Genomic DNA, 25,433 nt, shown 5'->3' on the forward strand with positions numbered 1-25,433 from the left:
CCGTTAGGAATGACAAGCCACTCAAATCTGCGTCCTTCTGCGGTTCTGCGGGAAACAACAGATATGATATAGCTTGCCGCTTCACATTCCCAAAAGCTATATCACAGCAACTTAAGTCACAACAATGTAAAACCAATTGTATTTGAAACGCTACAGAATTGATTTGGGCAACATTTGAGCAAAACAACCGTATAAATAGCTCAATATCAAACTAAACCATACTGAATGAAGAAATACATCCTGGACATTGCTACGATTTTTTTGATGGGTATGAGCATTGTCGGAACAAGTTGGAAAGCAGCGGAGCTTCCCCATACACAACAAGAAGTAGTTAAGCACATAGCTACAGATAGCTTATACAATCAATATATATCAAATATTTACCATCAGGTTCATTTAGATTCTGCCGGATTAAGTGAACAGGTTTTTGAAAAAGCCCTAACCGGTTTTTATAACTTAAAATATTCTGGTCTTTTACATAGCAAATCCATTTTAACCATTGCAGATTTTGATCAGGAAAGTTCTAAAAAACGCCTGTATATTATCGATCTTGCGAGTAAAAAATTGATATTAAATACTTGGGTAGCTCATGGGCAAAACAGTGGTGGCGATAAACCAGCCTACTTTTCCAACAATATCAATTCGAACCAGAGTAGCTTAGGTTTTTATTTAACCGGTGAAGTCTACTACGGAAAACATGGCCGTTCGCTTAAATTGGATGGCATGGACCAAGGTTTTAACAGCAATGCAAGAGAAAGGTCTATTGTGGTTCATGGCGCCAGTTATGTAAGTCAAAAAAGCATCGATCAATTAGGCAGACTGGGCAGAAGTCAGGGTTGTCCTGCTGTCCCGGCTAAGTTGGCCGATCAGGTGATCAATACCATCTCTGACCGAACGGTACTGTTCATCAATAATTCAGAACAACAATACAATTCATCATTTTTAAATGAAACACTGGCAGCAAGTGTTGTATTAAATCAGGAACAGATTTTAGCAGCCCAAATGGATTAATGTTGTTTAATATTTTTGGCGTTCAGGTTTTTAGGTAAAATCCAGATAAAAAACGATTTGCTACTGGCTAGTAAATCCCAAACCCAACGGTTACTGTCTACCCCCTTTTCGCCGCAGTCTACAACTTCTGCCCGTTTGAGCAGTTTGTTAATCAAAGCTTGAATCCATTTTATTTGCACCATGCGATTGAAAGATAGTCCCAGATAATCGCAATACACATGTACCAGGATTTCTACAATAAGCGAAGCGTTGGAAATCGCTAGTGCTTTACCGAAATGCTGTTCATAATCGGCTTTAATTGTATTTATCAAAAGCTCAAACCTTGCATCTGCTTTTCCATCAAGATAAGTCCAAAGTTGAGCATTACTATATACGCGGATTAATTGCGGTTCGAGCCCTACTTTAATTTTATTACCTGCCAGTTCATAAATTTTATCCATTCATTAAAAATCAATTGTAGCTATTAGATAGTGATATTACCGAATTGTTAATCAATCCGATATAAAAATTTCTGACACAAATGATGGACAAAATTATCTGATAATTGTTTGCCTAAACGAATGTTAAGTAGTATTGTGAGTAATTTTTTTAATCTGTTGCCAATATTTTAATCATCTTTGGGGTTGAAAAGATAAGCCCATTCATGAAGATTGTAATTGCAGAAAAGCCCTCTGTTGGTCGTGAACTTGCTAAAGTTTTCGGAGCAACCACCAGAAAAGATGGATACATTGAAGGTAAAGGATATTCTTTTACCTGGGCATTCGGGCATTTATTACAATTGGCTCCCCCTCAAGATTATGGTTTTATTGGCTGGAGGAAGCAACATTTACCTATGCTTCCGCAAAAGTTTAAACTTGCCATTAGAAAGATTAAAACAAAGGATGGCTTTGTAGAAGATCCGGCAGTACGGAAACAATTAGACACCATAAAAAAACTTTTTGATGAGGCGAGTGAAATTATTGTGGCTACGGATGCGGGGCGTGAGGGTGAATTGATTTTCAGGTACATTTATTATTATCTGAAATGCAAAAAACCTTTCAAACGCCTTTGGATCTCTTCGCAAACAGATGAAGCTATAAAAGATGGATTCAGAAATTTAAAACCCGGAACCGATTACGATACCTTGTTTAATTCGGCCCATTGCCGCTCAGAATCAGACTGGCTGGTGGGAATGAACGCCACACAGGCGCTAAGTATTTCGGCAGGTAACAGAACAGTTCTTTCATTAGGGCGGGTACAAACGCCTACCCTAGCCATGATCTGTGCTCGTTTTTTGGAGATTAAAAATTTCGTTCCTCAAACATATTATCAAATCAGCATTTTACTTTCTAAAGATGAGCAGACATTTAAGGCTATATCAACTTCGAATTATAAAGAAAAGGAAGAAGTAGAAAAGTTATTTGCGCTTGTAGAGGATGTGGCTTCTGGTTTTCCAACGGGCGGAAACATTACAGCTGTAGAAGCAAAGCCAAGAAAAGAACCACCTCCCTTATTGCACGACTTAAGTAGTTTACAGCAAGAAGCCAATAAGAAAAAGGGCTATACTGCTGATCAAACACTTAATATTTTGCAAAACCTGTACGAGAGCAAATTGGTTTCTTACCCCCGTACCGGATCGCGCTACATTGGCGATGATGTTTTTGCCGGAGTTCCAGATTTGATTGCAAAATTTACCGATCATGCTGATTTTGGAAAGCAAGCACAGTTTTTGCAAACCATTACTTTAAATAAGCGAAGTGTTAACGCTAAAAAAGTAACCGATCACCATGCTGTTTTACCTACTGGCGAACAGGCTTATGGGCTAAGCTCAGATAAACAAGCTGTATACGATATGGTTGTTGGTCGGATGATTGAGGCTTTTCACCAGGAATGTCTTAAAGAATTAACCAAAATAACTATTCAATCAGGAGTTACGTTTGTGGCCAATGGAACGGTAATCCGCTCTGCAGGCTGGCGGGCTGTTTTTAACGACCCTGAAGATGATAAAAAAGATGAAGACAATGCAGCTTTACCAAAGGTTGCTGTTGGAGAGCTATTGCCTATAACAGAAAAATCTCTTTTAGAAAAGCAGACTAAACCAAAGCCAATGTACAACGAGGCTTCGTTATTAAAAGCGCTTGAAACCTGTGGCAAGGAGATTGAAGACGAAGAACTGCGTTATGCCATGAAAGATAGTGGCTTAGGTACTCCGGCAACTCGTGCATCCATTATCGAAACATTAATCACCAGAGAATATATAACAAGGGAAAAGCGAAATCTTGTACCTACCAATAAAGGACTTGCTGTTTATGAAGTGGTTAAAGATAAACAGATAGCCCAAGCTGAACTTACCGGACAGTGGGAAAAAAGATTAGAAGAAATACGTTCAGGCTCATCCGTAAAAGATTTTAAATCGGAAATTACAGAATATACCAAAACCATTACGCACGAACTGTTAATTGCAGGGGCCAGTATATCGGGCAAACTTGCAGAAGAAAAGAAACTGGAAAAGGCTTAGCATCAACTTGCGTCATGTCACCTGAAGTAGTTGTAAAAAGCAACAATTTTACGGTTATAGCTCCATAAATTCCCAGGCGCTGTGGTATGCGTTCAATTGCTCAGCATACTGGATAAATTCAGCATAAAAATTAGATTTCGATAAAGTAGAACTATCGCCAATAACAACCAGCTTTTTCTTTGCCCTTGTCATGGCAACATTCATTCTCCTGGTATCTGATAAAAACCCAATGCTTCCATCGCCATTACTCCTGGTGAGGCTAATATAAACCACATCACGTTCCTGCCCCTGAAAGCTATCAATGGTGTTAACTGCAATGTTATTGCGATATGGATTTAAAATTTCATTTTCCTGAACCAACGCATTTAAAATCTGAACCTGCTGTTTATAAGGGGAGACAATGGCAACAGACGGAAAACTATCAGTTAAGGTTTTATCTGTCAAACTAGCAACCAAATTCGTTAAATGTTTGACCAAAAATGCAGCTTCATCAGGATTGGTTGTACTTGTTCCATCTAATTTTTCGTCAAAACTACAACCTGCAGTATCGATAAATTGAATCGGTTGATCGCCGGTAAACAATAAATGATCGGCAACAGAGTGATGCGCTATTAACTCATTTCTGTAAAACACCCGAGATGAATAACCCATAATAGCTGCGTTCATTCTATATTGTTCTTTTAACAACACAACCGACTCTGGATGAAGACTTACTGCTTTTTCGAGTAAAGTATTACTTAAACCATTTCTGGCTGCTTCATTTGATTTTATAGTTGGAGAAAGCTGAAAATGATCACCAGCTAATATTACTTTCTGCGCTTTTAAAATCGGTATCCAACAAGCAGGTTCCAAAGCCTGGCCAGCCTCATCAATTACAATGGTATTATACTTTAAATTCCGAACAGTATAATGGTTGGCTCCCACCAGGGTGGCGGTAATAATCTGTGCTTTAGTAAACAGATTATCCATAATATACTGCTCCGTTTTTTCTACTTCCTTTCCAATTTTATGCGCTTCATCAAACAAGGCCTTACGTTGCTCCCGTTCTGCTTTGCCGAAGCTCCGCTTGTATTTATGAGCCATGTTTTTATACTCACTGGCTTGTTTTTTTAAAGCCTTAATCGTTTTCATCTCCGGATGATCGGCCATTTGATGATCAAGAGTAGCCGCAAGCAATCTTTCTGAAACCCTTGCCGGATTACCCACACGAATTACTTTTAATCCCTCAGCCGCTAATTTTTCAGTAAGTAAATCAACAGCAGTATTACTTGGTGCTACCACCAGGATTTTTTGATCGCTGTGTTTAACCAACGATTTTATAGCGTGCACAAGTGTTGTGGTTTTTCCAGTGCCTGGTGGACCATGAACCACAGCCAAATGATCGGCTGCAATAATTTTATTCACTGCTAATTGCTGTGAGTCGTTTAACGTATTTGGAATGATAAATTTCTCTTCGCCCCGAAATGAAGGTTTTTCTCCTTTCGTTAAAATACGGATCAGTTTATTTTCTGATTCATTTTCTGCCAAATGTGTAGCCTGTTTAAGGGCACTCTGCATTTCGTCGTAGCTGTTATTATCAAAAAGTAAGTCTACACCGAGTTTGCCATCTCTGGTCCAGTCTGGTAATTCATCAACACGGAAGCTGATTTTCATCCTGCTACCACTTTGGTGATTTATAATCCCCTCTATCCGATCTTCTTTGGCATCGTGATTAGAAAATAATACCACCGCCGAACCAAAACGGAACTGATGAGAAAAATCCTGATGGGTAGTCCGTTCCAACTCTACAGTTAAATAATCGCCACGGCCTATTTCGGTATTCCTGATTGCAATAGGGTACCAGGTTAAACCCAAGGCTCTCCTATCGGCAGCCGATGTATTTTCAGTAAGTTTTAAATATGATTGTAAATCTTCGTTGCGTTCGGTATCGAGCAGATCCTGGAGTTTTTTGAAATATTCTTTTGGCAAGGGTAAACTGGTTAATTGTGAAAATTGGTTAACTGGTTAATTGTTAAGTTGTTTGATTGCTAACTAAAAACTGCCAATAGTAAACTGATTACTATAAAACCAGTTCCTGGCGCAACCTTAATAAAGTTTCTTCCGCATCATCGCAAAAACCAGGGTGTACTTTTGAGCACTGCACTACCGTACTTCTGGTTGCCGTGAGCCACCTAAAACGAGAGGCCTGGTCGTATTGACCAATCGGACCTGATCCTTTTGCGGCTGTACTTATTCTTTCAAAAGCACATAAGTTCTCTTTTAGCTCTTCTAAATCTATCTCCGCAGAAAAAGCCTTGACTTTTTTCTCATCCAGGGAAAAAATACTTTTTAGAAATTTTTGCTTGGCACAAAACAAAATAATGCCAACATTAATAAATTCTTCACGTTCTACCCTGGGCATTACGCGAATCACAGCATACTCAAATAAGAATTTCCCTTGCATGCTGTGCTTCTTTTAAAAATATAGTTGAATGAATTAACCTGGTAGTAAGGAAATGCGTATAGGCATTACGGTGTGCTGCTTTGCTTTCAAAGTTCGTTTCGCCTTCTAACCAGTCGTCAGGAATTAAATTAATAACAGACTCGATCTTTTCAGGGCTAAGTAGTTTGCTGAATTCATCATTTACACTTTCGAGTTCAGTAGCCCACGGTAACAATACGTGGTCTTTAACCAAAAAGAAGGGTTTAATAGCCTGCTCTTCCCAGTTCTGCCAAGAATGATGAAAATATAATGCAGCACCATGGTCGATTAGCCAAAGCTCCTTATGCCACAGCAACATATTGGTATTTCTGCAGGTACGGTCCATGTTGGTTAAAAAACAATCTAGCCATACAATCTGCGAAGCAAGTTTAGCATCAACCGTAGTTACAGTCGGATCGAATGTTATTGCGCCAGATAAATAGTGTAATGCCAAATTTAAGCCCACGCTGGCTTTTAGCAGATCCTGTATTTCTTCGTCGGGTTCTGTTCTCCCAAAAGCTTCATCTAAATTAGCAAAAACCAATTCAGGTACACGCAAACCTAAATAGCGGGCTATTTCGCCACCAATTAGTTCGGCAATTAAAGCCCGGGTACCCTGTCCTGCCCCTCTAAATTTAAGTACATATAAAAAGTTATCATCAGCTTCCGCAATGGCAGGCATAGAGCCACCCTCGCGCAAAGGCGTAACGTATCTGGTTACATTTACCGTTCTAAGTTGTAAATCGTTCATATCTGCAGATAGAATGGCCTTTTATTTATTTAGGGCACAATTCTAAACTTGCTGCAAATTTAGCAGAATTCCAACAATAAATTGGTCAAAGTTTAGTCGTAAAGATTCTGATGGGAGGTCTACTGATCAATCGTTAAAAATAAACAGTTATTTTTTTGAAGCGCAAAGCCAGTAGCCATTAGGGAGGGTTCAGTCCTGCTGTCCATTCCAATCCTTTTGGTTAAAACCCGATATTAAACAATGCAACGGGCGTCCAAAAGGGATTTCCATTTCCATCAGGGCTATGTGGCTTGAACAGTAATTTATTTCAAAGTCAGGAAGTGTTAAGTAAATTGGCTACTGCAGGGAAAACGAAGCTAAGAGCAGGGACCAATTAACCTAAACCCGACCATAGTGAAATGCCCCGGTTCTTCATCGGGGCAGAAACGGGGGCGGGACTACCTTAAGCGAAGAACCATCGCAATTGCTTTCCAAATAACAAGAAATGATCAATTTATTTTGACGCTCTCCTTTGCACAAATGAGGCCCGTAAATTTTTGCCGTCTATGCTATAAACTTCATCAGTTTGCAGTATTATTTAACCTCGACTAATCATGCCCCAAATAAGCATTTCCTGCAGGCGTCATCGCAGACGACCACTGAACCGAATCGCGGTTAATTTTAATCAGGCCCATGCTTTCTAATTCTTCATATTCTTCTTCCATCCCACCTAAAACCGAAGAACTAACCTGTTGATTGATTACCTCAAGTAGAGATATGATTTCTGATCTTTCCATAAAACAAATAATTAGCTATATTTTAATTAACATAAATATAATCAAAATGTTTATCGCTTAATAAACATTTTCAAGGGTTTAAGGTTGTATTTATATCCTGATTTAATTACTATGGAAGCACACATTTATTATCTTTTCATTATGGCCTTACCCGTAGCTTGCATCGCATGGACAGTTACCAAAGAAGAAATATTTAAAGAAGCACGTGAATTTTGTGTAGACCGTTCGAAGAATTGCAATAAGTTATTTAAACGAAAGTTTTTTTATGTTTTTACCTGCGAATATTGCTTCAGTCATTATGTAACCGCTATTCTGCTTTTTATTACCAAATTCACCTTACTTTATCCCGATTGGCGTGGTTACGTTATTTCTTTCTTTTCGATAGTATGGGTGGCAAATGTTTATATGAGTTTATATAACATTATCCGTATCGATCTGAAAAAGGAAAAGATTAAAGCTCAGCGAGAAGAATCAGCACTCAAAAACGATTGAAACCATTTGTAATTGTAGCTGTTTTTAAGGTATAAATTAATATTATGCCATCATCAGTAATCAAATATTTTAGTTATGATGCAGCTACAGAAACATTGAAAATCATCTTTGTAACCGATATGATTTATTTGTATAAAAAGGTTCCCGAAAAAATTTACAAGATGTTAAAGGCTTCCGGTTCGAAAGGAAGATATTTTAACCGTCACATTAAGGATAAATTTAAATTCCAGAAACTGGAGGAAGAATAATATGCCCGAAGGTCCATCAATAGTAATATTAAAAGATTTAATCAAAGCGCTCCATTTGGGTAAACCAGAAGTACTGGAAGTAGCAGGCAATGCAAATTTCGACAAGGATAGATTGCTCCATGAAAAGATCCAGGATTTTAAGAGCTGGGGTAAACATTTCCTGATCTGTTTTAACGATTTCACAATCCGTATTCATTTTATGCTATTTGGCAGTTATTTAATTAATGAGCGTAAAAAAGCGCCATTAAAATTGGGACTGATCTTTAAAAAAGATGAATTAAACTTTTATACCTGCAAAGTTGACCTCCTGGAAGGAGATGTTAAAAAACATTACCACTGGGAAAATGATGTATTGGCTGATGAGTGGGACAGCAGTACAGCTATTAAAAAGTTAAAAGAAAAACCCCAGGCGCTGGTTTGCGACATATTGCTGGATCAGCAGATTTTTAGTGGAGTGGGTAATATTATTAAAAACGAGGTCTTATACCGTACCCGTATACATCCCTTATCCAAAATTGAAAATTTACCACCTGCAAAATTAAAGGCACTGGTTAAGGAAGCCAGAAATTATAGTTTTGATTTTTTAAAATGGAAAAAGGAAAATACATTAAGTAAGCATTGGGATGTATATAGTAAGAAAGAGTGCCCGCTTAAGCATAAGATGGAGAAAAAAGAACTCGGAAAAACACATCGGCAAACTTATTTCTGTAAAAAATGCCAAAGACTATATGTCTAGCTAAAAATATTTTTTCGGCTTAAAATTTCCGCTCATAAATATAAACCGCTAAATGTTAAGCGTTTAAATTATAACACATCTTTTATCAAAACAACGAACTATAATCTTAAAGTAAAAGAAATGTTAAACTTTTAGGAATTTTCTAAACTAGTCCTATATTTGTCATCGAGAGCGTTAATTTAGATACGGGTATATGGCTTAGGCTGTATGCCCGTTTTTTGTTTTAGCCGTTGATGCATGCGCTACAACTTTATCCAAGCAGATTCTTAACCACGGCGTATAAGCACTTGGATTAATCGCAATATCCTGTGCCAAGGTCTCCAAATCCATATACTTAAAGCTTTCTACTTCATCGTGATTTATAACTGGTAATTCATCACTCATGCCAAAAAAAACATGATCAACTTCGTGTTCCGTTAACCCATCTTCAAATATTGCCTTGTAGGTAAATTTAAACAGATAGTTCAATTCACAGTCCATCCCCATTTCTTCCATCAATCTCCTTTTTGCTGCATGGATATTACTTTCTCCAATACGAGGATGACTGCAACAGGTATTCGTCCATAAACCTGCAGAATGATATTTGCTCATTGCTCTCTGCTGCAGTAATAGTTCGCGTTTAGAATTAAAAATAAAAACAGAAAAGGCACGGTGCAATACACCTTTCTCGTGCGCTTCCATTTTATCCATCTGTCCTTTCGGCACATCCTCCTCATCAACCAGAATAACTTGTTCTTCCATTTAAATTACATTTAACTTATTACGGATAATAGAACCAAACATCAAACCAACTTTACGCGTGTTCGAAATTCTTATCCTTTCAGTCATAATTTTTTCAGCACTTAAGCGCTTTATTTTAGCAAATAATTTTTTATAATAGATATAAGACAAATATACACCATTTCTGGATGCTGTGGGCAACTGCTTGATACCAGTTAAGGCCATTGCAAATTCTGCTTCAATTTCTTTTTCGATTTCTTTTTTTTGATGATCGCAGAATAGGGCTAAATTAACATTGGGAAAATAATTCCGACTAAGTGTTTGATGATCAGCCTTCACATCCCTCAAAAAATTAACCTTCTGAAATGCGGAGCCCAATTTCATAGCGTAAGGCTTCAATTGTTCATAATCTGCAATACTGCCATTGGTAAAAACCTTTAAACACATTAAACCTACCACTTCTGCGGAGCCTAAAATATATTCGTTGTAAAGTTCTGGTGTATATTCTTGCGTAGAGAGATCCATCTCCATACTCCTCAGAAAAAGAACAATCAGCTCCTGATCTATCTGGTATTGATTGACAACCCTTTGGAATGAATTTAAAATGGGGTTTAAACTAATGCCCAGGTTAATGGCTTCGAAAGTATCCTCCTTAAATTTTTCTAATAAAAAATTCTTGTCATAGTGATGGAAACTATCTACAATTTCATCTGCTAAACGTACAAAGCCATAAATGGAGTGTATGGGTTGACGCAGTTCTTTACCAAGAAAATAAATACCATAAGAAAAGCTGGTACTATACAACTTAGTGGTAAGCCGGCTACAATTGGCAGATAGTTGATCAAAAATTTCTTTCATGTAAAAAAGGGTATTGTATTGTTTTTTCAAATTCATCGAGCGTTTTAAACCAGTTGATATGCTCGATATTGTTTAGTTTACCGATAACCTCACTATTTCCCGCAAGATGAATCTTAGCGGATGAACATATTTCAGACAATTGATCTATGTATTTTTGTGCGGCAGGTTCCAATCTTGACTTTATCATAAAAAGCAAAACATGACCTACATTTAATGTAGAAAATATCCGCTTAATTGAATCCAACGGAACTTTGCTACCTAAGAAAATAACTTGATGATGATGCATCCTCAGCATATAACTGGCAAAAAGCAGCCCAATATCATGATCCTCGTCTTCCGGTAAAAAAAGAAGCCAACTTTCGCCAGTATGCTTTGCTAAAGGAAGATTATTGATATGTGTAAATATTTTTTGACGGATAATGTTTGATAAAAAATGCTCGTGTGCAGGGCAAATATCGTCTTTTCGCCACATTAAGCCCAAACGGACCAATAATGGATACATTATTTTCCGGTAGCAATCAGAAAGTCCCAACTGATCAATGCTTTGATCAATTAAATGATTAAATGAGTGCTCATCAAAAGCCAAACCATGCCTAATAAGTTGCGAAACATAATCTGCCTGCTCATCGTCAGTGGGATATGAAAACTGTTGATCGAGAAGTTTATCAATCGCTTCATCAGAAAGGCTGCAGATTTTAGAAATTTTTAAACCGCTTTTATTTAAGCTTACGATGTTTAATAGTCTTCGAAGCTGCTTATCATCATATAAACGCGTATTGCCTTGAGATCGCATCGGACTCAGTGCATTGTACCGCTGCTCCCAGATCCTGATGGTATGAGAATGGATGCCCGAAAGCTGTTCAAGATCTGAAATAGAATAAGTCATTATTTTGTTTAAATATATTCAATAAAATCTAAACAAAAAAAAAGAAGAAAAAGTTTTTACTAAAACGAACTGGTATTACGATGTAATCGTCATAATTGAATTCACATGAAACGCCTGCTAAACACTGTAAATTTTAACTTGATGACCGGATAAAGTAAGCGGTTAAAATACTTTTTCGGTAAGCAGTACACCTCTTTCGCCATTTCCTGTTTCAATAGTATGTACATTTTTATAAGAATGGCTAAAGAAATCGTAGCCATGTTCCCTTTGTTTAATAGCAACCGTACTTAGCGGATAGCTTAAGTTAGTTTGCATGCACTGTAAACTACCGTTAGCCAGTAGCAGAAAATCACAGTCGTAACCTTGCTCCTGTAGTTCAATAACCTTTTTAGTAATAGACACGTTTAATCTATTAGCGGTGCGGGTTCTATTTTTCATGGGATATTGTTTTAGGTGATTAGGGATGATTATTCTGGTTATTAAATATATCTATTAATAACTACGATTCAAAATGCAATATATTGTTATACAAGTAATTAAATAAATTTGTTTTATTCTTTTTATAAAAACCTTTCATCGTCGGTTTTCGCTGATCATGTTTCTTGCATAAAAAAACATATACGTATCATATTTACTACAAAAACCAACTAAACATCATTGCAGGCCTAAAATAATTTCTTTATTTAAAAAGCAACCTATAATTTCGTTTAACCTTAAAACACACCTAATGAAATTAACATGTATCGTAATTGATGACGACATTCACGCCGTCAACGGTATAAAAACATACATCAACAACCTCGCAAACGTTCATTTAATAAAATCATATACAGATCCTTTACAGGCATTAAACGAAATTACTGTAGGAGATCATGTTGACATTATTTTTATAGATGTTGATATGCCTATGATATCGGGGTTAGAATTATCAAAAGCAATCAGGCATAAAACAGACAAATTAATTTTCACCACTTCGCATTCTAAATATGCCTATGAAGCTTTTGAAATGAATGCAAGCGCTTATTTATTAAAACCATATACCTTTGCCCGTTTTGCGGAGACCATAAACAGATTATTTCCCCTTAGCCCCAGCTTACCGAATGTTAGTATTAAACGAGAAGATGATTATTTCTTTGTAAGGAACAAAAATGAGAAAAACAGCTTAATTAAAGTAAGGTATACAGATATCGTTGCGATAGAAAGCCTGCAAAACTATGTCAGGATTTTTACCCTAAACGAAACCATTGTATCATACATTGCACTATCAGAAATAAAGATTATTTTAAAAGATTATCAGAATTTTGCTCAGGCACACCGCTCATTTATTATTGCTAAAAACTACATTGAGAAAGTTGAGGGTAATACCCTAAAAATGATCAATGATTTAACCATCAACATCGGAAATAGTTACCGTGAGAGCATACAGGACTACATAAAAGAGAAAACGATTAAAACTAACCGCTCTTAAACTAATTTTTTAGTATTTTCGTTATCTAAACAATTAAACGCTTATGGTTTTATTGTTTAGTATATATAGCCGTTCCTCAATCAACTAGCCAATGACGCTTATCGCTAAAAAAAACAAATTACACAAAATTTCAGCCTGGTTTTCGGGCAAAAGACTTCACATTTTAGGTTGGACCATATTCATATTTTACGAGGCCATAATCATCGGCATCTTTGCTGGCAGATTCTCTACACTAAGCACTTATGTTATTTTTTATAGCTTAAACATTGCCACATTTTATTTCCACGCACATGTAGTTTTGGCTTTTGCCCTGAAAAAAATTAATGAAAGATGGTGGAAATTACCCCTGTTTATTTTACTTGAACTAGGTGCTTATTTAATATTAACGGTTTGTTTAGATTATATCGTAATTAATTATACCGATTATAATGGTCCTATTAAATTGACATTTAATGCAGCTTTTTTTGCTGCGCCGATTTACCGGGCCATATACTTTATGTGCTTCGCTACCAGTTATTATTTTCTCCTTAATTTTCTCGAAGAACGGAAAAAGATTGAAGACCTGGAAAAACAACGGTTAAATAACATTATCCAGATAGCCAAATCAGAAAATGCCTTTTTAAAGGCACAGATACAGCCTCATCTGTTATTTAATACTTTAGATTTCATTTATCAGAACGCTAAAAATTCTTCTCCGGTTGCCGCAGAAGCCATTCATTCCCTCGCAGAGATGATGCGCTATTCGGTCGACAGCAATCAGGATAAAGAATTTATTTTGCTTGATGAGGAGATTAACCAGGTAGAAAACCTCATCAACCTGCACCAGCTCCGTAAAGATCACCATTTACAGCTCCGTTTCTGGTACGATGATGAAATACGTAACACTAAAATCATTCCTCTAGTATTAATCACTTTGGTAGAAAACATGTTTAAACATGGCGAGCTGCTTACACCATCACATCCTGCCGAAGTGAGTTTGAGCATCAAGAATCATCAACTTATAATAGAAACCTCAAACTAATAAAAGCAATTAAAGATAACTCAGGTTTAAGTTCCGGAATGGAAAACATAAAGAAGCGTTTAGCTTACACCTATGGCAAAAATGCTGAATTCAGCTACTTTACTGATTCAGACCAGTGTTTCAAAGTAATTCTTGTTATTACAATTAAATAAGAAACCTGCTTTAATAATTTTAGCCGAAAATTTCAAATTACACAATAATCTCAAAAGAAAAGCTGATTTTCCTTGCCGAATACATAAAAATCCGTTTCGAATGTGTTTTTTTTTCATTTTAATGGTTGAAATTGTAATTTGCATCAACTAAACCTATAAAAAATGTCAATAAGTTGTATCGCTATTGATGACGACCCTCATTCCCTAGAGAGCTTAATAGCATATATGGAGAAACTGCCTGATTTAAAGCTTATCCAAACTTTTACTGAACCGCTCCAAGCCCTGGCAGAAATATCGGTATCTAATCCTGTCGACATTATTTTTATGGATGTCGAAATGCCTTCACTTTCCGGAATCGAACTGGCAACCCTATTAAGACAAAAAACAAAACACCTGGTTTTCACTACGGCGCACCCACGGTATGCCATTGATGCTTTTAAAGTTGATGCGGATGCTTATTTGCTTAAGCCCTACTCTATTTTACATTTTACAAAAACAATAAACAACCTCTATCCAACCGGAAAAAAAGAACAACATCCTTTTTCCATTTTCGACGATCATTTCTTTTACATCCCTTTACAAGGAGAAAATACTGATTTGGTAAGAATAGATCTGAATGAATTGATTGCCATAGAAGAAATGGGGGAAGATATTCAATTTAAAACTACAAAAAATGCTTTTTTAAGTTCAAAATCTAATTTCATTAAGACTTTGAAGATGTTAAAAAAACATTCTGCATTTATTCAGATTAATCCTAATGTTGTTATTGCAAAAGAGCATATCAAAAGTGTACTCGGTAATAAAGTGCTGCTTTCCGGCGAAACATCTTTTACTGTTACGGGCACATACATAGAACTTTTCGCAAATTTTATCAAGAACAATTTACTTCAGGAAAAGCCCCGTCCCGGCACCATAATATAGTCTTTAATAGTTCGAACATCAGCATCGGATCAATTTTTAACGCATAATCAAAACATTACATCTAAAACTTTGTATTAGGATAATCTATTTTATTATTAATTAATTGATTTATCTGTTTTGAAAAGAGTGTTGGTTGTGGATGATGATCCAGATGTATTAGAAGTTTTCCAGGATGTATTAGAAACCGAACATTATAAAGTTTATCCGTTACTATCGCCACGGCATATTTTTAAAACAATAAGAGATTTTAGTCCCGATCTGATCATTCTAGATATTATGTTAAATGGGATGGATGGGCGTGCTGTGTTTAAAGAGTTAAGGTTAAATCCTGAAACAGAGCGCATCCCTATTATTATGGCATCGGCCAGGTATGATGAAAACTATATCACATCGCAACAATACCATCCCAACGATTATTTAGAAAAACCCTTTAATATGGCAGATTTGCTCCAAAAAGTAAGTGCTTTAACCGAAAATTAAAAAATCAGATATGAAATTAAAATTACTACTATCTCTTCTGTTGTTATGTGCAGCATTATCAATCAAAGTAAAAGCACAAAGCAGACCAGATAAACTCTATTCGATGAGTGGAATTGGCTTTGCATTCCCAATGGGCGAAACTTCGGATTATTTTAAACCAAAATTTTCAACATCATTAGGTTTAAACTTGGGTTTGGGCAACGGTGGTTTGTTCTTATACCCTAAAGCAAGTTTACATGCTTTTACTTTTAACCAGATAACGCCAGATGCGGGCTACACCTATACTTTACAAAAAGGCAGGGCAACCACCTACTTGCTAAATGTTGCTTTAGGGTACCGTAAAATTGTAAACAAATGGGCTTTTTATGGTTTTGCAGGTGCAGGTGGCGGTTTTATTCTTACGCCTCAGGCTAGCGTTAATACCACAACCCTGCAGGTTACCCAAGATAATAAATCAAATGGCTTGGGTATTGCCGAAGGTGGGGCCGGTATTGAATATAATATTGGAGGTGCCAATTTATTTGTCGAGGCCAGTTACATGTATGGCTTTAGTAAAATCCAGAACAGGGCTTTTAACACCGTACCGATTTCTATAGGCATTAAACCTAATTTAAGCAAGCTACTAAGTAAACTTTAAATATTTACATATAAAATACCAGAGCGGTTACGTTAAATACATAACCGCTTTTTTTATGCTAAAGAAATAATCAAAATTATTTTCATACTAATTATTTTAGCATAGATTTGTATTTCAAATTAATTTAATGTTATACGCAGTTGTAGATATCGAAACCACTGGTGGTCATGCCTCAGCAAATGGTATTACCGAGGTTGCCATTAACATCCATGATGGCAATGAAATAGTTGAATCTTACACTACCCTAATTAATCCGAAACAGCCTATACCCGTTTACATTACGGCACTTACAGGTATTGATGATAACATGCTGTTGGATGCCCCAACTTTTGATGATGTTGCTTTACAGATTTATCAGTTATTAAACGATAAGATTTTTGTGGCGCACAATGTAAACTTCGATTATTCCTTTTTGAAGCATCATTTGGCAGCTGCAGGATATGATTTACAATGCAAAAAGCTGTGTACGGTAAGGTTGAGCAGAAAACTAATTCCTGGCAAATCTTCATATAGTTTAGGAAAACTTTGTACAGCCTTGCAGATCCCGATTCAAAACCGCCACCGGGCAGCTGGAGATGCAGATGCGACCAGTATCCTATTCAATTTATTGCTAGAATACGATCAGGAAGGCATAATAGCTGAAATGCTGAAGAAAACATCGAAAGAGCAGGTTTTACCGCCGCACTTAGATAAAGCTTCTATCATGAGGTTACCTCATCAACCTGGTGTATATTATTTTAAAGATAATAAGGGCAAGATTATTTATGTTGGAAAAGCTAAAGACCTTAAGAAACGCGTAACCAGTCACTTTACAGGCAATACACCTAACCGGCAACGCCAGGATTTTTTACGCACGATTCATCATGTAGACCATGTAATTTGTGGTACCGAATTAATGGCCCTCATTTTAGAAGCCAATGAAATTAAACGCCTTTGGCCTGAAAACAACCGGGTAATGAAGCGTTATGAGCATAAATATGATTTATATGTTTTTGAGGATCAAAACGGATATATGCGTTTAGCGATAGATAAACATAAAAAAAACAATAACGCCTTCCAGAGTTTTAACAGCTTATTGGAAGGTTATAATTTCTTAAACCAACTGGTTGATAAATACCAGCTTTGTGCTAAGCTCTGTTACCTGCAAAAAACGGCCACTAAATGTTATGCGCACGAAAATGGGCAATGTTTTGGCGCCTGCAGTGGAATAGAGACTGTTAGTGTTTATAATAAAAAATTAAACACAGCATTGGCTGATATCCAGAACCAACAACCAAGTTTCGCATTGGTGGATGAAGGCAGAAAAGACAATGAGTTTAGCTGTTTAGTTGTAGAGAATGGAAAATTTTATGGAATGGGCTACTTCACCGATAAGAACTATCTTGCTGATGGTCTGGCGCCAATCAAAAATGATCTTTCTATCTATCAGTCCAACAGTTATATCTTAAATTTAATTCTGAATTACGCGGAACAACACCCACAGAAATTGTATAAATTGTAACGTTTAACTACATGCCATGGATTCATCAATATTTATAGCTCATTGCCTATCTTTTGATGAAGTTATTGAATTGCCACATTTCGAAAAAACTTCCTTCCGGGTAAATAAAAAGATCTTTGCTACGCTAAATATTCAGAAAAGGGAGGCAACATTTAAATTATCGGCAATTGATCAGTCTGTTTTCTGTGATTTTGATCGGAACAGCATATGGCCGGCTACCGGAGCCTGGGGCAAACAAGGTTGGACAATTTTTGACCTAACAGCATTAACAGACGAAATGCTTATCGATGCACTTACACTTTCTTATTGTAACGTGGCGCCGAAAAAGCTTTCCGAAAAATATAAATATTAAGTGAATCACCCCCAAGTAACATGCCTAAACTTGATGGGCTAAAATGCCCATAAATGCCTTACATGGTAAAAATTAGCACAATAGCCTAAAATTAGCAGGTTGACCATATAAGAGTTATAAGAAAATATAAGCTGATAACCTAATGATGTTTTAATGCCCACGTGGTAAAAACCAACCATAATAATAAATTGTCTCAAATAGCCCTGTAAATTTTCTTTTTTGGCAAGGACAATCCCATTGCTCCTTACCTATCTTTACTTAAACTAAAATATAAAACGTTATGACAAAATCACTTTGGATAAATCTTCCGGTAAAAGACATTAATAAGTCTAAAGCATTCTTCACGCAGCTCGGTTTCACCCTTAACCTCCAATATGGCGCCCGTGAAGATTCTGCCTGCTTTTTAGTAGGAGAAAGCAATTTAGCCATTATGCTTTTTGAAGAAGCTTTGTACGAAGGTTTTGCAGGAACCAGTATTGCCGATAAACGCAATGGTGGCGAAGTATTATTCTCTTTTGACGCAGAAAGTCCTGAAGAAGTAGATGATCTGGCGGAAAAAGTGGTAGCTGCAGGTGGTACACTTTATGGCGAGCCTGGCTATAAAGATGGCTGGATGTATGGCTGTGGTTTTGTTGACCTGGATGGGCAAAGATGGAGTATTCTCTATATGGATATGAGCAAAATGCCTTTAGGTTAGTTTTTATCTAAAAAATAACCTAAAATTTGCGTAAGTAATTACTTACATGTATATTTGTAAGCAATTACTTACGCAATTATTTTTATGAGAAGAGATGTATTTCAAGCCATTGCCGATCCTACCCGAAGAGAAATCATCAATCTGATTGCCCATAATACTTTAAACCTAAACGCCATAGCCGAAAATTTCGACATGAGCCGGCCGGCCATTTCACAGCATATTAAAGTTTTAACAGAATGTGGTTTAGTAGAAATTACCCAACAAGGCCGTGACCGGTACTGTAACATACAATTTCAAAAATTAGCAGAAGTATCTAAATGGGTAGAACAATACCGTATTTTTTGGCCAAGCAAATTAGATGCTTTAGAAATACACTTATCAAAAGACACTAAATCAAAATAAAGATGAAAAACGAACCAGTTATTGTAGAACGGGTGTATAATGCGCCTATCGAAAAAGTTTGGAAAGCTTTAACCGACAACAATGAAATTAAACAGTGGTATTTTCAATTGGAAAACTTTAAACCCGAAGTAGGCTTTAAGTTTGAGTTTTCTGGTGGACCGGATGATGGTCCTCAATATTTACATCTCTGCGAAATAACAGAAATTGTTAAGGGTAGGAAACTCGCCTACACCTGGCGGTATGACGGTTATCCGGGTAACTCTGTTGTGAGCTGGGAGTTATTTGAGCAAGGCGAGCAAACAAGGCTGAAATTAACACATAGTGGTATAGAAAGCTTTGCTGAAAACGGCCCTGACTTTGCCAAAACAAGTTTCAATGGCGGCTGGACTTATTTCCTTAATGATGCACTTAAAAATTATCTGGAACCAGGAGCGTAATTCGCCCGTTTCGTCATTCTGAATTTATAGTGAAGTCAGGTGTTACCACCTGACTTAGCATATATCTAAAGATTTGATGTAGTGTAAGATGTTACCATCTTACACTACAGATATTTCCAACTTGATAGGAATCTTAATGTTTTAGCTTGATTTGTAAATTGCTTTAAGATTCCCGCCTGCGCGAGAATGACGGCCATTCACCTAATTACTGGTCGTAGCATCTCGCTACGACCTAAGCACTTATATTTCTTCTAAAGCCGATTTTATGGCTGCATAAATATAATCGAGATCTTCATCACTGATTACATACGGTGGGAGGATATAGATTATATTGCCCAATGGCCTCAATATAATTCCCTTATCTAAAAAGTACGCATACAATAAATTACGCAGATTACTTAAATAAGAAGTTTCATTACCAGTCTCCCACTCTACTGCGATAATTGTTCCCGTTTGCCTAATGGCCTTAACTTTAGGATGCGTTTTAATTTCTTCAAGAAAAACAGCATGTTTGGCCTCTACGCGCTTAATATTCTGAAGTGTTTCACCATTTAACAAAATATCCAAACTCGCTAAAGAAGCCACACAAGCAATCGGATTCGCTGTAAAAGAGTGTCCGTGGTAAAGTGTTTTTAATTTATCGTCGCTTAAGAATGCTTCAAAAATCTCCCTCGTACAGGTGGTTACCCCTAATGGCATTGTTCCACCGGTTAAACCTTTGCTTAAACAAATAATATCAGGCTTGTTAGTTAATTTCTCGCAAGCGAAGTAAGTTCCAGTTCTGCCGAAACCCGTCATCACTTCATCAGCGATGGTTAAAATTGCTGCATCTTTACAGGCAGATAAAAGCTGATCCAAATATTTAGCTTCGTACATCAACATCCCGCCCGATCCTAGAATGAGTGGTTCGAAGATAAAACAAGCGGTATCTTTAAGATTCGAGATATGAGATGTGAGATGTGAGATGTTATTTTCGTTTGGCAGATCGATAAACTCGACATCGAACAGTAGACTGTTAAAAGCATCGGTAAAAATACTGCGGCCGCTAACAGACATGGCGCCAAAAGTATCGCCATGATAGGCATTTTTAAAGGCTAAAATCTTCGTTTTTGGTGTGCCCTTATTGTCCCAGTACTGCAGGCACATTTTTAAGGCTACCTCTACTGCTGTTGATCCGTTATCCGTATAAAAAACTTTATCTTGTTTGCCAGGTAATATGGGTAAAAGCCTTTCTGCAAGTAGCACAGCGGGCTCGTGCGTAAAACCTGCAAAAATCACGTGTTCAAGCACATTGAGCTGTTCGGCTACTTTTTGTGCAATATAAGGGTGTGAATGACCATGAATGTTCACCCACCAGGATGACACCGCATCGATATACCGTTTACCATCCTCATCAAAAACGTACACCCCTTCTCCCCTAACAATTGGGATGTGGGGCAGTGCATTCTTCATTTGGGTATAGGGATGCCAGATTACCTTTTGATCGCGTTCAGTTAAATTGAGCTGGGAATTTGGAGTATGGCGTTTAGGCGAATCGGGCATCATAATTATAATTTAACTGAATATTGATTTTTTAAAAGCTGGCCTACGGTTTTATCTGTTTTAAAGGTAATTTCCTCAATATTTAAATCTTCAATTTTCACCCACCTGAATGCCTGAAGAATTTCACCTTCTCCATCGAAATCGTAAATAACATCTTTAAAGGCCAGCTGCAAAGGCGCTTTTTCTTTAACGATATAATACACACTAATTACCTGGCTATCGTTAAATGATGATTTTTCAAAAAAATCTGTAGTATAAAAATGAGATAATACTTCAATTTCAGCATCGCACTCTTCCACAAACTCCCGTTTTAATCCATCGATTAATCCTTCGCCAAGTTCTAAACCGCCACCTGGAAACTTACTGAAACGAAAGCCGTATTCTTCCTCATCACTTACCAAAACCTCATTATTTTGGTTAATTAACAATCCATAGACCCTAACATTAAAGTAGCTCATTTTCGAAATGCTTTTTATTTTTAATTACTATTTCTGGTGTCCATACAATTTCCTTTTTAAAGGCCTCTGCCCTCACTGGGCATTCACTCATATGGCAATAATGGCAACACTCAGGCAAGCATGGATCTGCATGAATGAAGAGTTCTGCTTTGCGGAAGCCGTTTTTATTGATCAGTTCATCAATCTGCGAGATTTCGCGGTGAACTTTATTTAAGTCAAAATAATAAGGCAATGTTACATGGCAATCGATATGAAATTCAGGGCCATATTGCTGGGTACGCAGGTTGTGCACATCAATCCACGGGTTGTGTCTGTTCTTTTGTAAAACATCTACTACTTCTTCAACAAGTGTAAAATCACTTTCATCCATTAATCCACCCACCGAACCACGGGTAAGTTTATAACCAGAATAAACAATGTAAAAACCTACCAAAAAAGAAAGCAGGCTATCTAGCCAAATAATATTTGTTAGCTGAATTAATATTAAGCCAACAACAATTGCCGCGCTGGTGTAGGTATCAGTTAATAAATGTTTACCATCAGCCTGCAATGTAACCGAATGCTCATCTTTACCTACATTGATGAGGTATAGGCCCACAATCAGATTAATCAAGCCCGTGATACCAATAATCAGCGTTCCTGTTAATAGTTCCCCTACCAAATGAGGATAGATAAGGTTGTACGAAGATTTGAAAATGATAACCACCCCAGCGATCAGAATCAATATCCCTTCAACAAAAGCCGAGAAAAACTCAACTTTTCCATGTCCATAGGGATGATTTTCGTCGCGGGGTTGTGTGCTTAGGTAAATGCTATAAAAGGCAAAACTCCCTGCTATTACATTTACAATACTCTCTGCTGCGTCTGTTAAGATGGCGTTTGATCCCGTAATAAAGTACGCAACAAACTTGGCCAACATCAGCACCACACTCACCACCAGAGAAATTATTATAGCTTTCTTTTTTACCGACACCAGTATATTTTTTTCAAAAATACGCTTATCGAATAAATTAAATGAGAAAAACTATGTCTTTTTTAGTGCAGAATAATATTTGGTTTATATATTTGCGCTCAAAGTAATTAACCATGAGCACCTTATCCAAAAGAATCAACAGTCTATCTGAATCTGCAACCCTTAAAATGACCAAACTTGGCCGCGAATTAGCGTCTAAGGGCATTAACATCATTAGTTTAAGCGTTGGTGAACCCGATTTCAATACACCCGATCACGTAAAAAATGCCGCTAAAAAGGCACTAGACGAAAATTACACACGTTATTCGCCAGTACCGGGTTATCCAGACCTGCGCCAGGCAATCGTAAACAAGCTAAAAACAGAAAACAACCTGGATTATGACATTTCTCAGATCGTGGTTTCAACAGGTGCAAAACAATCTTTATCGAATGTTATTTTAACTTTGATTGATCCTGATGATGAAGTAATCATCCCAACTCCTTACTGGGTTTCTTACTCAGAAATGGTAACCCTTGCAGAAGGAAACTCTGTTTTTATCGATACCGATATTGAAAGTGATTTCAAAATCACTCCTGCGCAATTAGAAGCAGCCATTACGCCGAAATCGAAATTGTTCATGTTTTCTTCGCCATGTAACCCAACAGGTTCGGTTTACAGTAAAGAAGAATTAGCGGCGCTGGTTGCCGTTTTCGAAAAACATCCTAATATTTACATCTTATCTGATGAGATTTATGAGCATATTAACTTTGTTGATAAACATGAGTCTATTGCTCAATTCGATAGCGTTAAAGACCGTGTGATCATTGTTAACGGTTTCTCTAAGGCTTTCGCCATGACAGGCTGGAGATTAGGTTATATTGCTGCTAATAAAGAAATTGCAGCAGCTAACGATAAATTACAGGGACAAACCACTTCTGGCACTTGTTCTATTGCGCAAAGAGCGGGAATTGTTGCTTACGAGCAAGGTTTAGCCAGTGTTTTAGAAATGAAAGAAGCATTTTTGCGCCGTAGAGAATTGGTTTACAATTTATTAAACGAAATCCCAGGTGTAAAAACAAATCTTCCTGATGGTGCTTTCTACTTTTTCCCAGAAATCAGTTCGTTCTTCGGTAAAAAAGATGCCGACGGAAATATAATTAAAGATTCTTCAGACCTGGCTTTATATCTATTAAACGTTGGTCACGTAGCAACTGTTGGTGGCGATTCGTTTGGTAACAACAACTACATCCGTTTATCTTATGCAGCATCTGACGAGAGTTTGGTTGAAGCATTAAGAAGAATTAAAGAAGCTTTAGGTAAATTAGCTTAGTTAGTTTGCAATTGACTGTTTTTCAATTAACAGTCCTATAAAGAAACCCCTCATTAATTAAATTTAATGAGGGGTTTATCTTTGAATAATCGTCATCTCGACTGTAGCTTATCGATTTTTCATCGAAAGCGAAATGGAGAGATCTTTTCTGCAGATTTAGCTTCGCTGAGCCTTCGGGTTCTCGACTCTGTTTCACTCCGCTCGGAATGACGATAGAATGAGTTATATAGTCTTCTATTCTTTTAGGAAATGAAAGCAAGCACTTCATCGGAGAATCCAGTCCTTCTTTCCGTTACAAATCCTCGCTACGCTGTGGGTTTTCCACTGCAATAAGGTTTATCAACTAAGGGCATTGCAACTGAAAACTAAAAACTGCAAACCGAAACTAGCTCCTTATCGCCTCTACCGGGTCCAATCTTGATGCTGAATATGCCGGCCAAAAACCAGAGATAGTGCCGATGATTATTGATATGCCGATACCTAAGGCAATATTGTTCAAGCCCAGTATAATATGAAAATCTGTGGCCGCACCAATCCCCAGGGCGAGCAGAAAGACCAGTAATAAACCCAGCAAACCACCTAAAATACAAAGCGAAATCGATTCGAATATGAATTGAAGCAGGATAAAATAGTTTTTTGCACCCAACGATTTTTGAATACCGATAATATTGGTACGTTCCTTAACCGATACGAACATGATATTGGCAATACTGAAACCACCAACCAGGATCGAAAACCCACCAATTACCCAACCGGCAATATTTACCATTTTAAACATCGAATCTAACTGGTTAGAAATAATGGTGGTTTTATTTAGTGCAAAATCTTCTTCCTGGCCAGGTCTGATCCTGTGGATAGAGCGCATTAAACCTTTCAATTCGCTTTCTACCTCTTCTAAATTCACATTATCCTTACCACGAACTGTAATCTGTGGACCATAACGCTCGCTTTGGATGTCTAAAACACCTTTTGCAAAAGCAATCGGAATATTTACGTTTTTATCGAGAGAGGTACCTAACATATCTTCTCCTTCTTTTTTGAAAACACCAACAACAGTTAATCTTCTTCCTAAAATCTGTACCTGTTTACCCACTGGCGCACCTCCATCAAAAAGTCCGTCGGCTATATCAGAACCTAAAATACAAACAGGTGAGCCGTTTTTACTCTCATTTTCGGTAAAATACCGACCGTCCTGAAGCTCGAAATTCCAGGTTTTATTAAAATCGTGCGATGCTGCCCATACCGAAATCCCTTCTACTGAGTTACTTCTGTATTTGATCGTCCTATCGTTAGTCGATATTTCAAATGTAACGCCTTGTGCATTTTCAATTCTCTCGCGGAGGGCTTCAAAATCGCGCAATGAAGGCTGAGGGCGGTTCATATATTTCCACCAAGGGTAATTATCACCAAAACTCCAAGGCCATTTTTGAATATAAATAGTGTTGGAACCCAGTTTATCTACACTGGACTGCAATTTACCGCGAAAGGTATCTACTGCAGAGAATACAGCAATAATGGTAAAAATACCGATTGTTATAGCCAAAAGCGATAACATGGTGCGTAATTTATTCTGGCGCAACGCATCAAATGCAAAACGGAAACTCTCGCCTATTAGCCTAAAGATTATCATAATTAAAGGTTAGATG

Annotated in this window: 29 protein-coding genes; 16 read left to right on the forward strand and 13 right to left on the reverse strand. The window is 37.2% G+C overall.

Features of this window, described 5'->3' with window-relative positions; translation table 11 throughout:
• Positions 1-225: 225 nt before the first annotated feature.
• Complete coding sequence (locus tag J7E57_RS09835) at positions 226-1,011, forward strand: murein L,D-transpeptidase catalytic domain family protein (RefSeq protein ID WP_215127528.1); 786 nt, start codon at positions 226-228, stop codon at positions 1,009-1,011.
• Here the strand turns inward: J7E57_RS09835 and J7E57_RS09840 are convergent.
• Positions 1,008-1,451 carry a hypothetical protein gene (locus tag J7E57_RS09840; protein WP_215127530.1) on the reverse strand — a complete coding sequence of 148 codons (444 nt, stop codon included), beginning with the start codon at positions 1,449-1,451 and terminating at the stop codon, positions 1,008-1,010. The two genes, J7E57_RS09835 and J7E57_RS09840, sit on opposite strands and share 4 nt — an antisense overlap.
• 203 nt (positions 1,452-1,654) lie before the next feature.
• On the opposite strand from J7E57_RS09840, the gene J7E57_RS09845 reads away from it, so the two are divergent.
• Positions 1,655-3,508 (forward strand): DNA topoisomerase 3, encoded by a 1,854-nt coding sequence (locus J7E57_RS09845; protein WP_215127532.1) that lies wholly within the window; start codon positions 1,655-1,657, stop codon positions 3,506-3,508.
• A 54-nt stretch (positions 3,509-3,562) separates the two neighbouring features.
• Here J7E57_RS09845 and J7E57_RS09850 read toward each other — a convergent pair whose 3' ends face one another.
• The 4 genes from J7E57_RS09850 to J7E57_RS09865 form a co-directional block, all read right to left on the reverse strand.
• Positions 3,563-5,476 carry an AAA domain-containing protein gene (locus tag J7E57_RS09850; RefSeq protein ID WP_215127534.1) on the reverse strand — a complete coding sequence of 638 codons (1,914 nt, stop codon included), beginning with the start codon at positions 5,474-5,476 and terminating at the stop codon, positions 3,563-3,565.
• Positions 5,477-5,567: 91 nt separating this feature from the next.
• Positions 5,568-5,951, reverse strand: a complete 384-nt coding sequence (locus J7E57_RS09855; RefSeq protein ID WP_215127536.1) for a DUF3037 domain-containing protein — start codon at positions 5,949-5,951, stop codon at positions 5,568-5,570.
• A complete protein-coding gene (locus J7E57_RS09860) occupies positions 5,929-6,720 on the reverse strand; it encodes a HipA family kinase (RefSeq protein ID WP_215127538.1) in 792 nt (263 codons plus the stop codon). The genes J7E57_RS09855 and J7E57_RS09860 overlap by 23 nt, the downstream gene beginning before the upstream one ends.
• A 587-nt stretch (positions 6,721-7,307) precedes the next feature.
• Positions 7,308-7,496, reverse strand: coding sequence for a hypothetical protein (locus J7E57_RS09865; protein ID WP_029277933.1), 189 nt, complete (start codon positions 7,494-7,496; stop codon positions 7,308-7,310).
• Between the two features lie 111 nt (positions 7,497-7,607).
• Between J7E57_RS09865 and J7E57_RS09870 the strand changes: the two genes are divergently transcribed.
• The 3 genes from J7E57_RS09870 to J7E57_RS09880 are packed head-to-tail and all read left to right on the forward strand — an operon-like array spanning position 7,608 to position 8,972.
• Positions 7,608-7,988 (forward strand): hypothetical protein, encoded by a 381-nt coding sequence (locus J7E57_RS09870; protein ID WP_215127540.1) that lies wholly within the window; start codon positions 7,608-7,610, stop codon positions 7,986-7,988.
• A gap of 44 nt (positions 7,989-8,032) precedes the next feature.
• Entirely contained in the window at positions 8,033-8,236 is a 204-nt protein-coding gene (locus J7E57_RS09875) for a KTSC domain-containing protein (RefSeq protein WP_215127542.1), read from the forward strand.
• A gap of 1 nt (position 8,237) precedes the next feature.
• Positions 8,238-8,972 carry a DNA-formamidopyrimidine glycosylase family protein gene (locus tag J7E57_RS09880; RefSeq protein ID WP_215127544.1) on the forward strand — a complete coding sequence of 245 codons (735 nt, stop codon included), beginning with the start codon at positions 8,238-8,240 and terminating at the stop codon, positions 8,970-8,972.
• Between the two features lie 198 nt (positions 8,973-9,170).
• On the opposite strand, the gene idi is transcribed toward J7E57_RS09880, so the two are convergent.
• The 4 genes from idi to J7E57_RS09900 all read right to left on the reverse strand — a co-directional run bounded on the left by idi (position 9,171) and on the right by J7E57_RS09900 (position 11,874).
• Complete coding sequence (gene idi / locus J7E57_RS09885) at positions 9,171-9,713, reverse strand: isopentenyl-diphosphate Delta-isomerase (protein WP_215127546.1); 543 nt, start codon at positions 9,711-9,713, stop codon at positions 9,171-9,173.
• Positions 9,714-10,550 (reverse strand): phytoene/squalene synthase family protein, encoded by an 837-nt coding sequence (locus J7E57_RS09890; protein WP_215127548.1) that lies wholly within the window; start codon positions 10,548-10,550, stop codon positions 9,714-9,716.
• Positions 10,534-11,436 (reverse strand): MerR family transcriptional regulator, encoded by a 903-nt coding sequence (locus tag J7E57_RS09895; protein WP_215127550.1) that lies wholly within the window; start codon positions 11,434-11,436, stop codon positions 10,534-10,536. Before J7E57_RS09895 ends, J7E57_RS09890 begins: the two co-directional genes overlap by 17 nt.
• Positions 11,437-11,598: 162 nt before the next feature.
• The gene (locus J7E57_RS09900; RefSeq protein WP_215127552.1) at positions 11,599-11,874 is read right to left on the reverse strand and encodes a hypothetical protein; all 276 of its coding nucleotides are present in this window, start codon (positions 11,872-11,874) and stop codon (positions 11,599-11,601) included.
• 289 nt (positions 11,875-12,163) lie between these two features.
• On the opposite strand from J7E57_RS09900, the gene J7E57_RS09905 reads away from it, so the two are divergent.
• From J7E57_RS09905 to J7E57_RS09950, 10 genes are all read left to right on the forward strand, one after another.
• On the forward strand, positions 12,164-12,904 hold the full coding sequence (locus J7E57_RS09905; RefSeq protein WP_215127554.1) for a LytR/AlgR family response regulator transcription factor: 741 nt from the start codon (positions 12,164-12,166) through the stop codon (positions 12,902-12,904).
• A gap of 91 nt (positions 12,905-12,995) precedes the next feature.
• Positions 12,996-13,925: a sensor histidine kinase gene (locus tag J7E57_RS09910; protein WP_215127557.1), complete on the forward strand. Its 930-nt coding sequence runs from the start codon at positions 12,996-12,998 to the stop codon at positions 13,923-13,925.
• 314 nt (positions 13,926-14,239) lie between these two features.
• Positions 14,240-14,998, forward strand: a complete 759-nt coding sequence (locus tag J7E57_RS09915) for a LytR/AlgR family response regulator transcription factor (RefSeq protein ID WP_215127560.1) — start codon at positions 14,240-14,242, stop codon at positions 14,996-14,998.
• 126 nt (positions 14,999-15,124) lie between these two features.
• On the forward strand, positions 15,125-15,478 hold the full coding sequence (locus J7E57_RS09920; protein WP_317196542.1) for a two-component system response regulator: 354 nt from the start codon (positions 15,125-15,127) through the stop codon (positions 15,476-15,478).
• 10 nt (positions 15,479-15,488) lie between these two features.
• A complete protein-coding gene (locus J7E57_RS09925; RefSeq protein ID WP_215127564.1) occupies positions 15,489-16,115 on the forward strand; it encodes a hypothetical protein in 627 nt (208 codons plus the stop codon).
• A gap of 127 nt (positions 16,116-16,242) precedes the next feature.
• Positions 16,243-17,616: an exonuclease domain-containing protein gene (locus tag J7E57_RS09930; protein WP_215127566.1), complete on the forward strand. Its 1,374-nt coding sequence runs from the start codon at positions 16,243-16,245 to the stop codon at positions 17,614-17,616.
• A gap of 16 nt (positions 17,617-17,632) precedes the next feature.
• Complete coding sequence (locus tag J7E57_RS09935) at positions 17,633-17,968, forward strand: MmcQ/YjbR family DNA-binding protein (RefSeq protein WP_215127568.1); 336 nt, start codon at positions 17,633-17,635, stop codon at positions 17,966-17,968.
• A 280-nt stretch (positions 17,969-18,248) separates the two neighbouring features.
• On the forward strand, positions 18,249-18,665 hold the full coding sequence (locus J7E57_RS09940; protein ID WP_215127570.1) for a VOC family protein: 417 nt from the start codon (positions 18,249-18,251) through the stop codon (positions 18,663-18,665).
• An 84-nt stretch (positions 18,666-18,749) separates the two neighbouring features.
• On the forward strand, positions 18,750-19,067 hold the full coding sequence (locus tag J7E57_RS09945; protein ID WP_215127572.1) for an ArsR/SmtB family transcription factor: 318 nt from the start codon (positions 18,750-18,752) through the stop codon (positions 19,065-19,067).
• A gap of 2 nt (positions 19,068-19,069) precedes the next feature.
• A complete protein-coding gene (locus tag J7E57_RS09950) occupies positions 19,070-19,504 on the forward strand; it encodes an SRPBCC domain-containing protein (RefSeq protein ID WP_215127574.1) in 435 nt (144 codons plus the stop codon).
• Positions 19,505-19,744: 240 nt separating this feature from the next.
• Here J7E57_RS09950 and bioA read toward each other — a convergent pair whose 3' ends face one another.
• From bioA to J7E57_RS09965, 3 genes are read right to left on the reverse strand one after another with little or no spacing between them, the layout of a single operon-like run.
• Entirely contained in the window at positions 19,745-21,049 is a 1,305-nt protein-coding gene (gene bioA, locus J7E57_RS09955; RefSeq protein ID WP_251029869.1) for an adenosylmethionine--8-amino-7-oxononanoate transaminase, read from the reverse strand.
• 2 nt (positions 21,050-21,051) lie between these two features.
• Positions 21,052-21,504, reverse strand: coding sequence for an NUDIX domain-containing protein (locus tag J7E57_RS09960; protein WP_215127576.1), 453 nt, complete (start codon positions 21,502-21,504; stop codon positions 21,052-21,054).
• The gene (locus J7E57_RS09965; protein ID WP_131031170.1) at positions 21,491-22,477 is read right to left on the reverse strand and encodes a cation diffusion facilitator family transporter; all 987 of its coding nucleotides are present in this window, start codon (positions 22,475-22,477) and stop codon (positions 21,491-21,493) included. Before J7E57_RS09965 ends, J7E57_RS09960 begins: the two co-directional genes overlap by 14 nt.
• Positions 22,478-22,590: 113 nt before the next feature.
• Between J7E57_RS09965 and J7E57_RS09970 the strand changes: the two genes are divergently transcribed.
• A complete protein-coding gene (locus J7E57_RS09970) occupies positions 22,591-23,787 on the forward strand; it encodes a pyridoxal phosphate-dependent aminotransferase (protein WP_215127578.1) in 1,197 nt (398 codons plus the stop codon).
• Between the two features lie 385 nt (positions 23,788-24,172).
• Here J7E57_RS09970 and J7E57_RS09975 read toward each other — a convergent pair whose 3' ends face one another.
• On the reverse strand, positions 24,173-25,417 hold the full coding sequence (locus J7E57_RS09975) for an ABC transporter permease (protein WP_215127580.1): 1,245 nt from the start codon (positions 25,415-25,417) through the stop codon (positions 24,173-24,175).
• Positions 25,418-25,433: the final 16 nt, after the last annotated feature.

It is taken from the genome of Pedobacter sp. ISL-64 (assembly GCF_018613605.1).
In the GTDB taxonomy this organism is placed as follows: Bacteria; Bacteroidota; Bacteroidia; order Sphingobacteriales; family Sphingobacteriaceae; genus Pedobacter.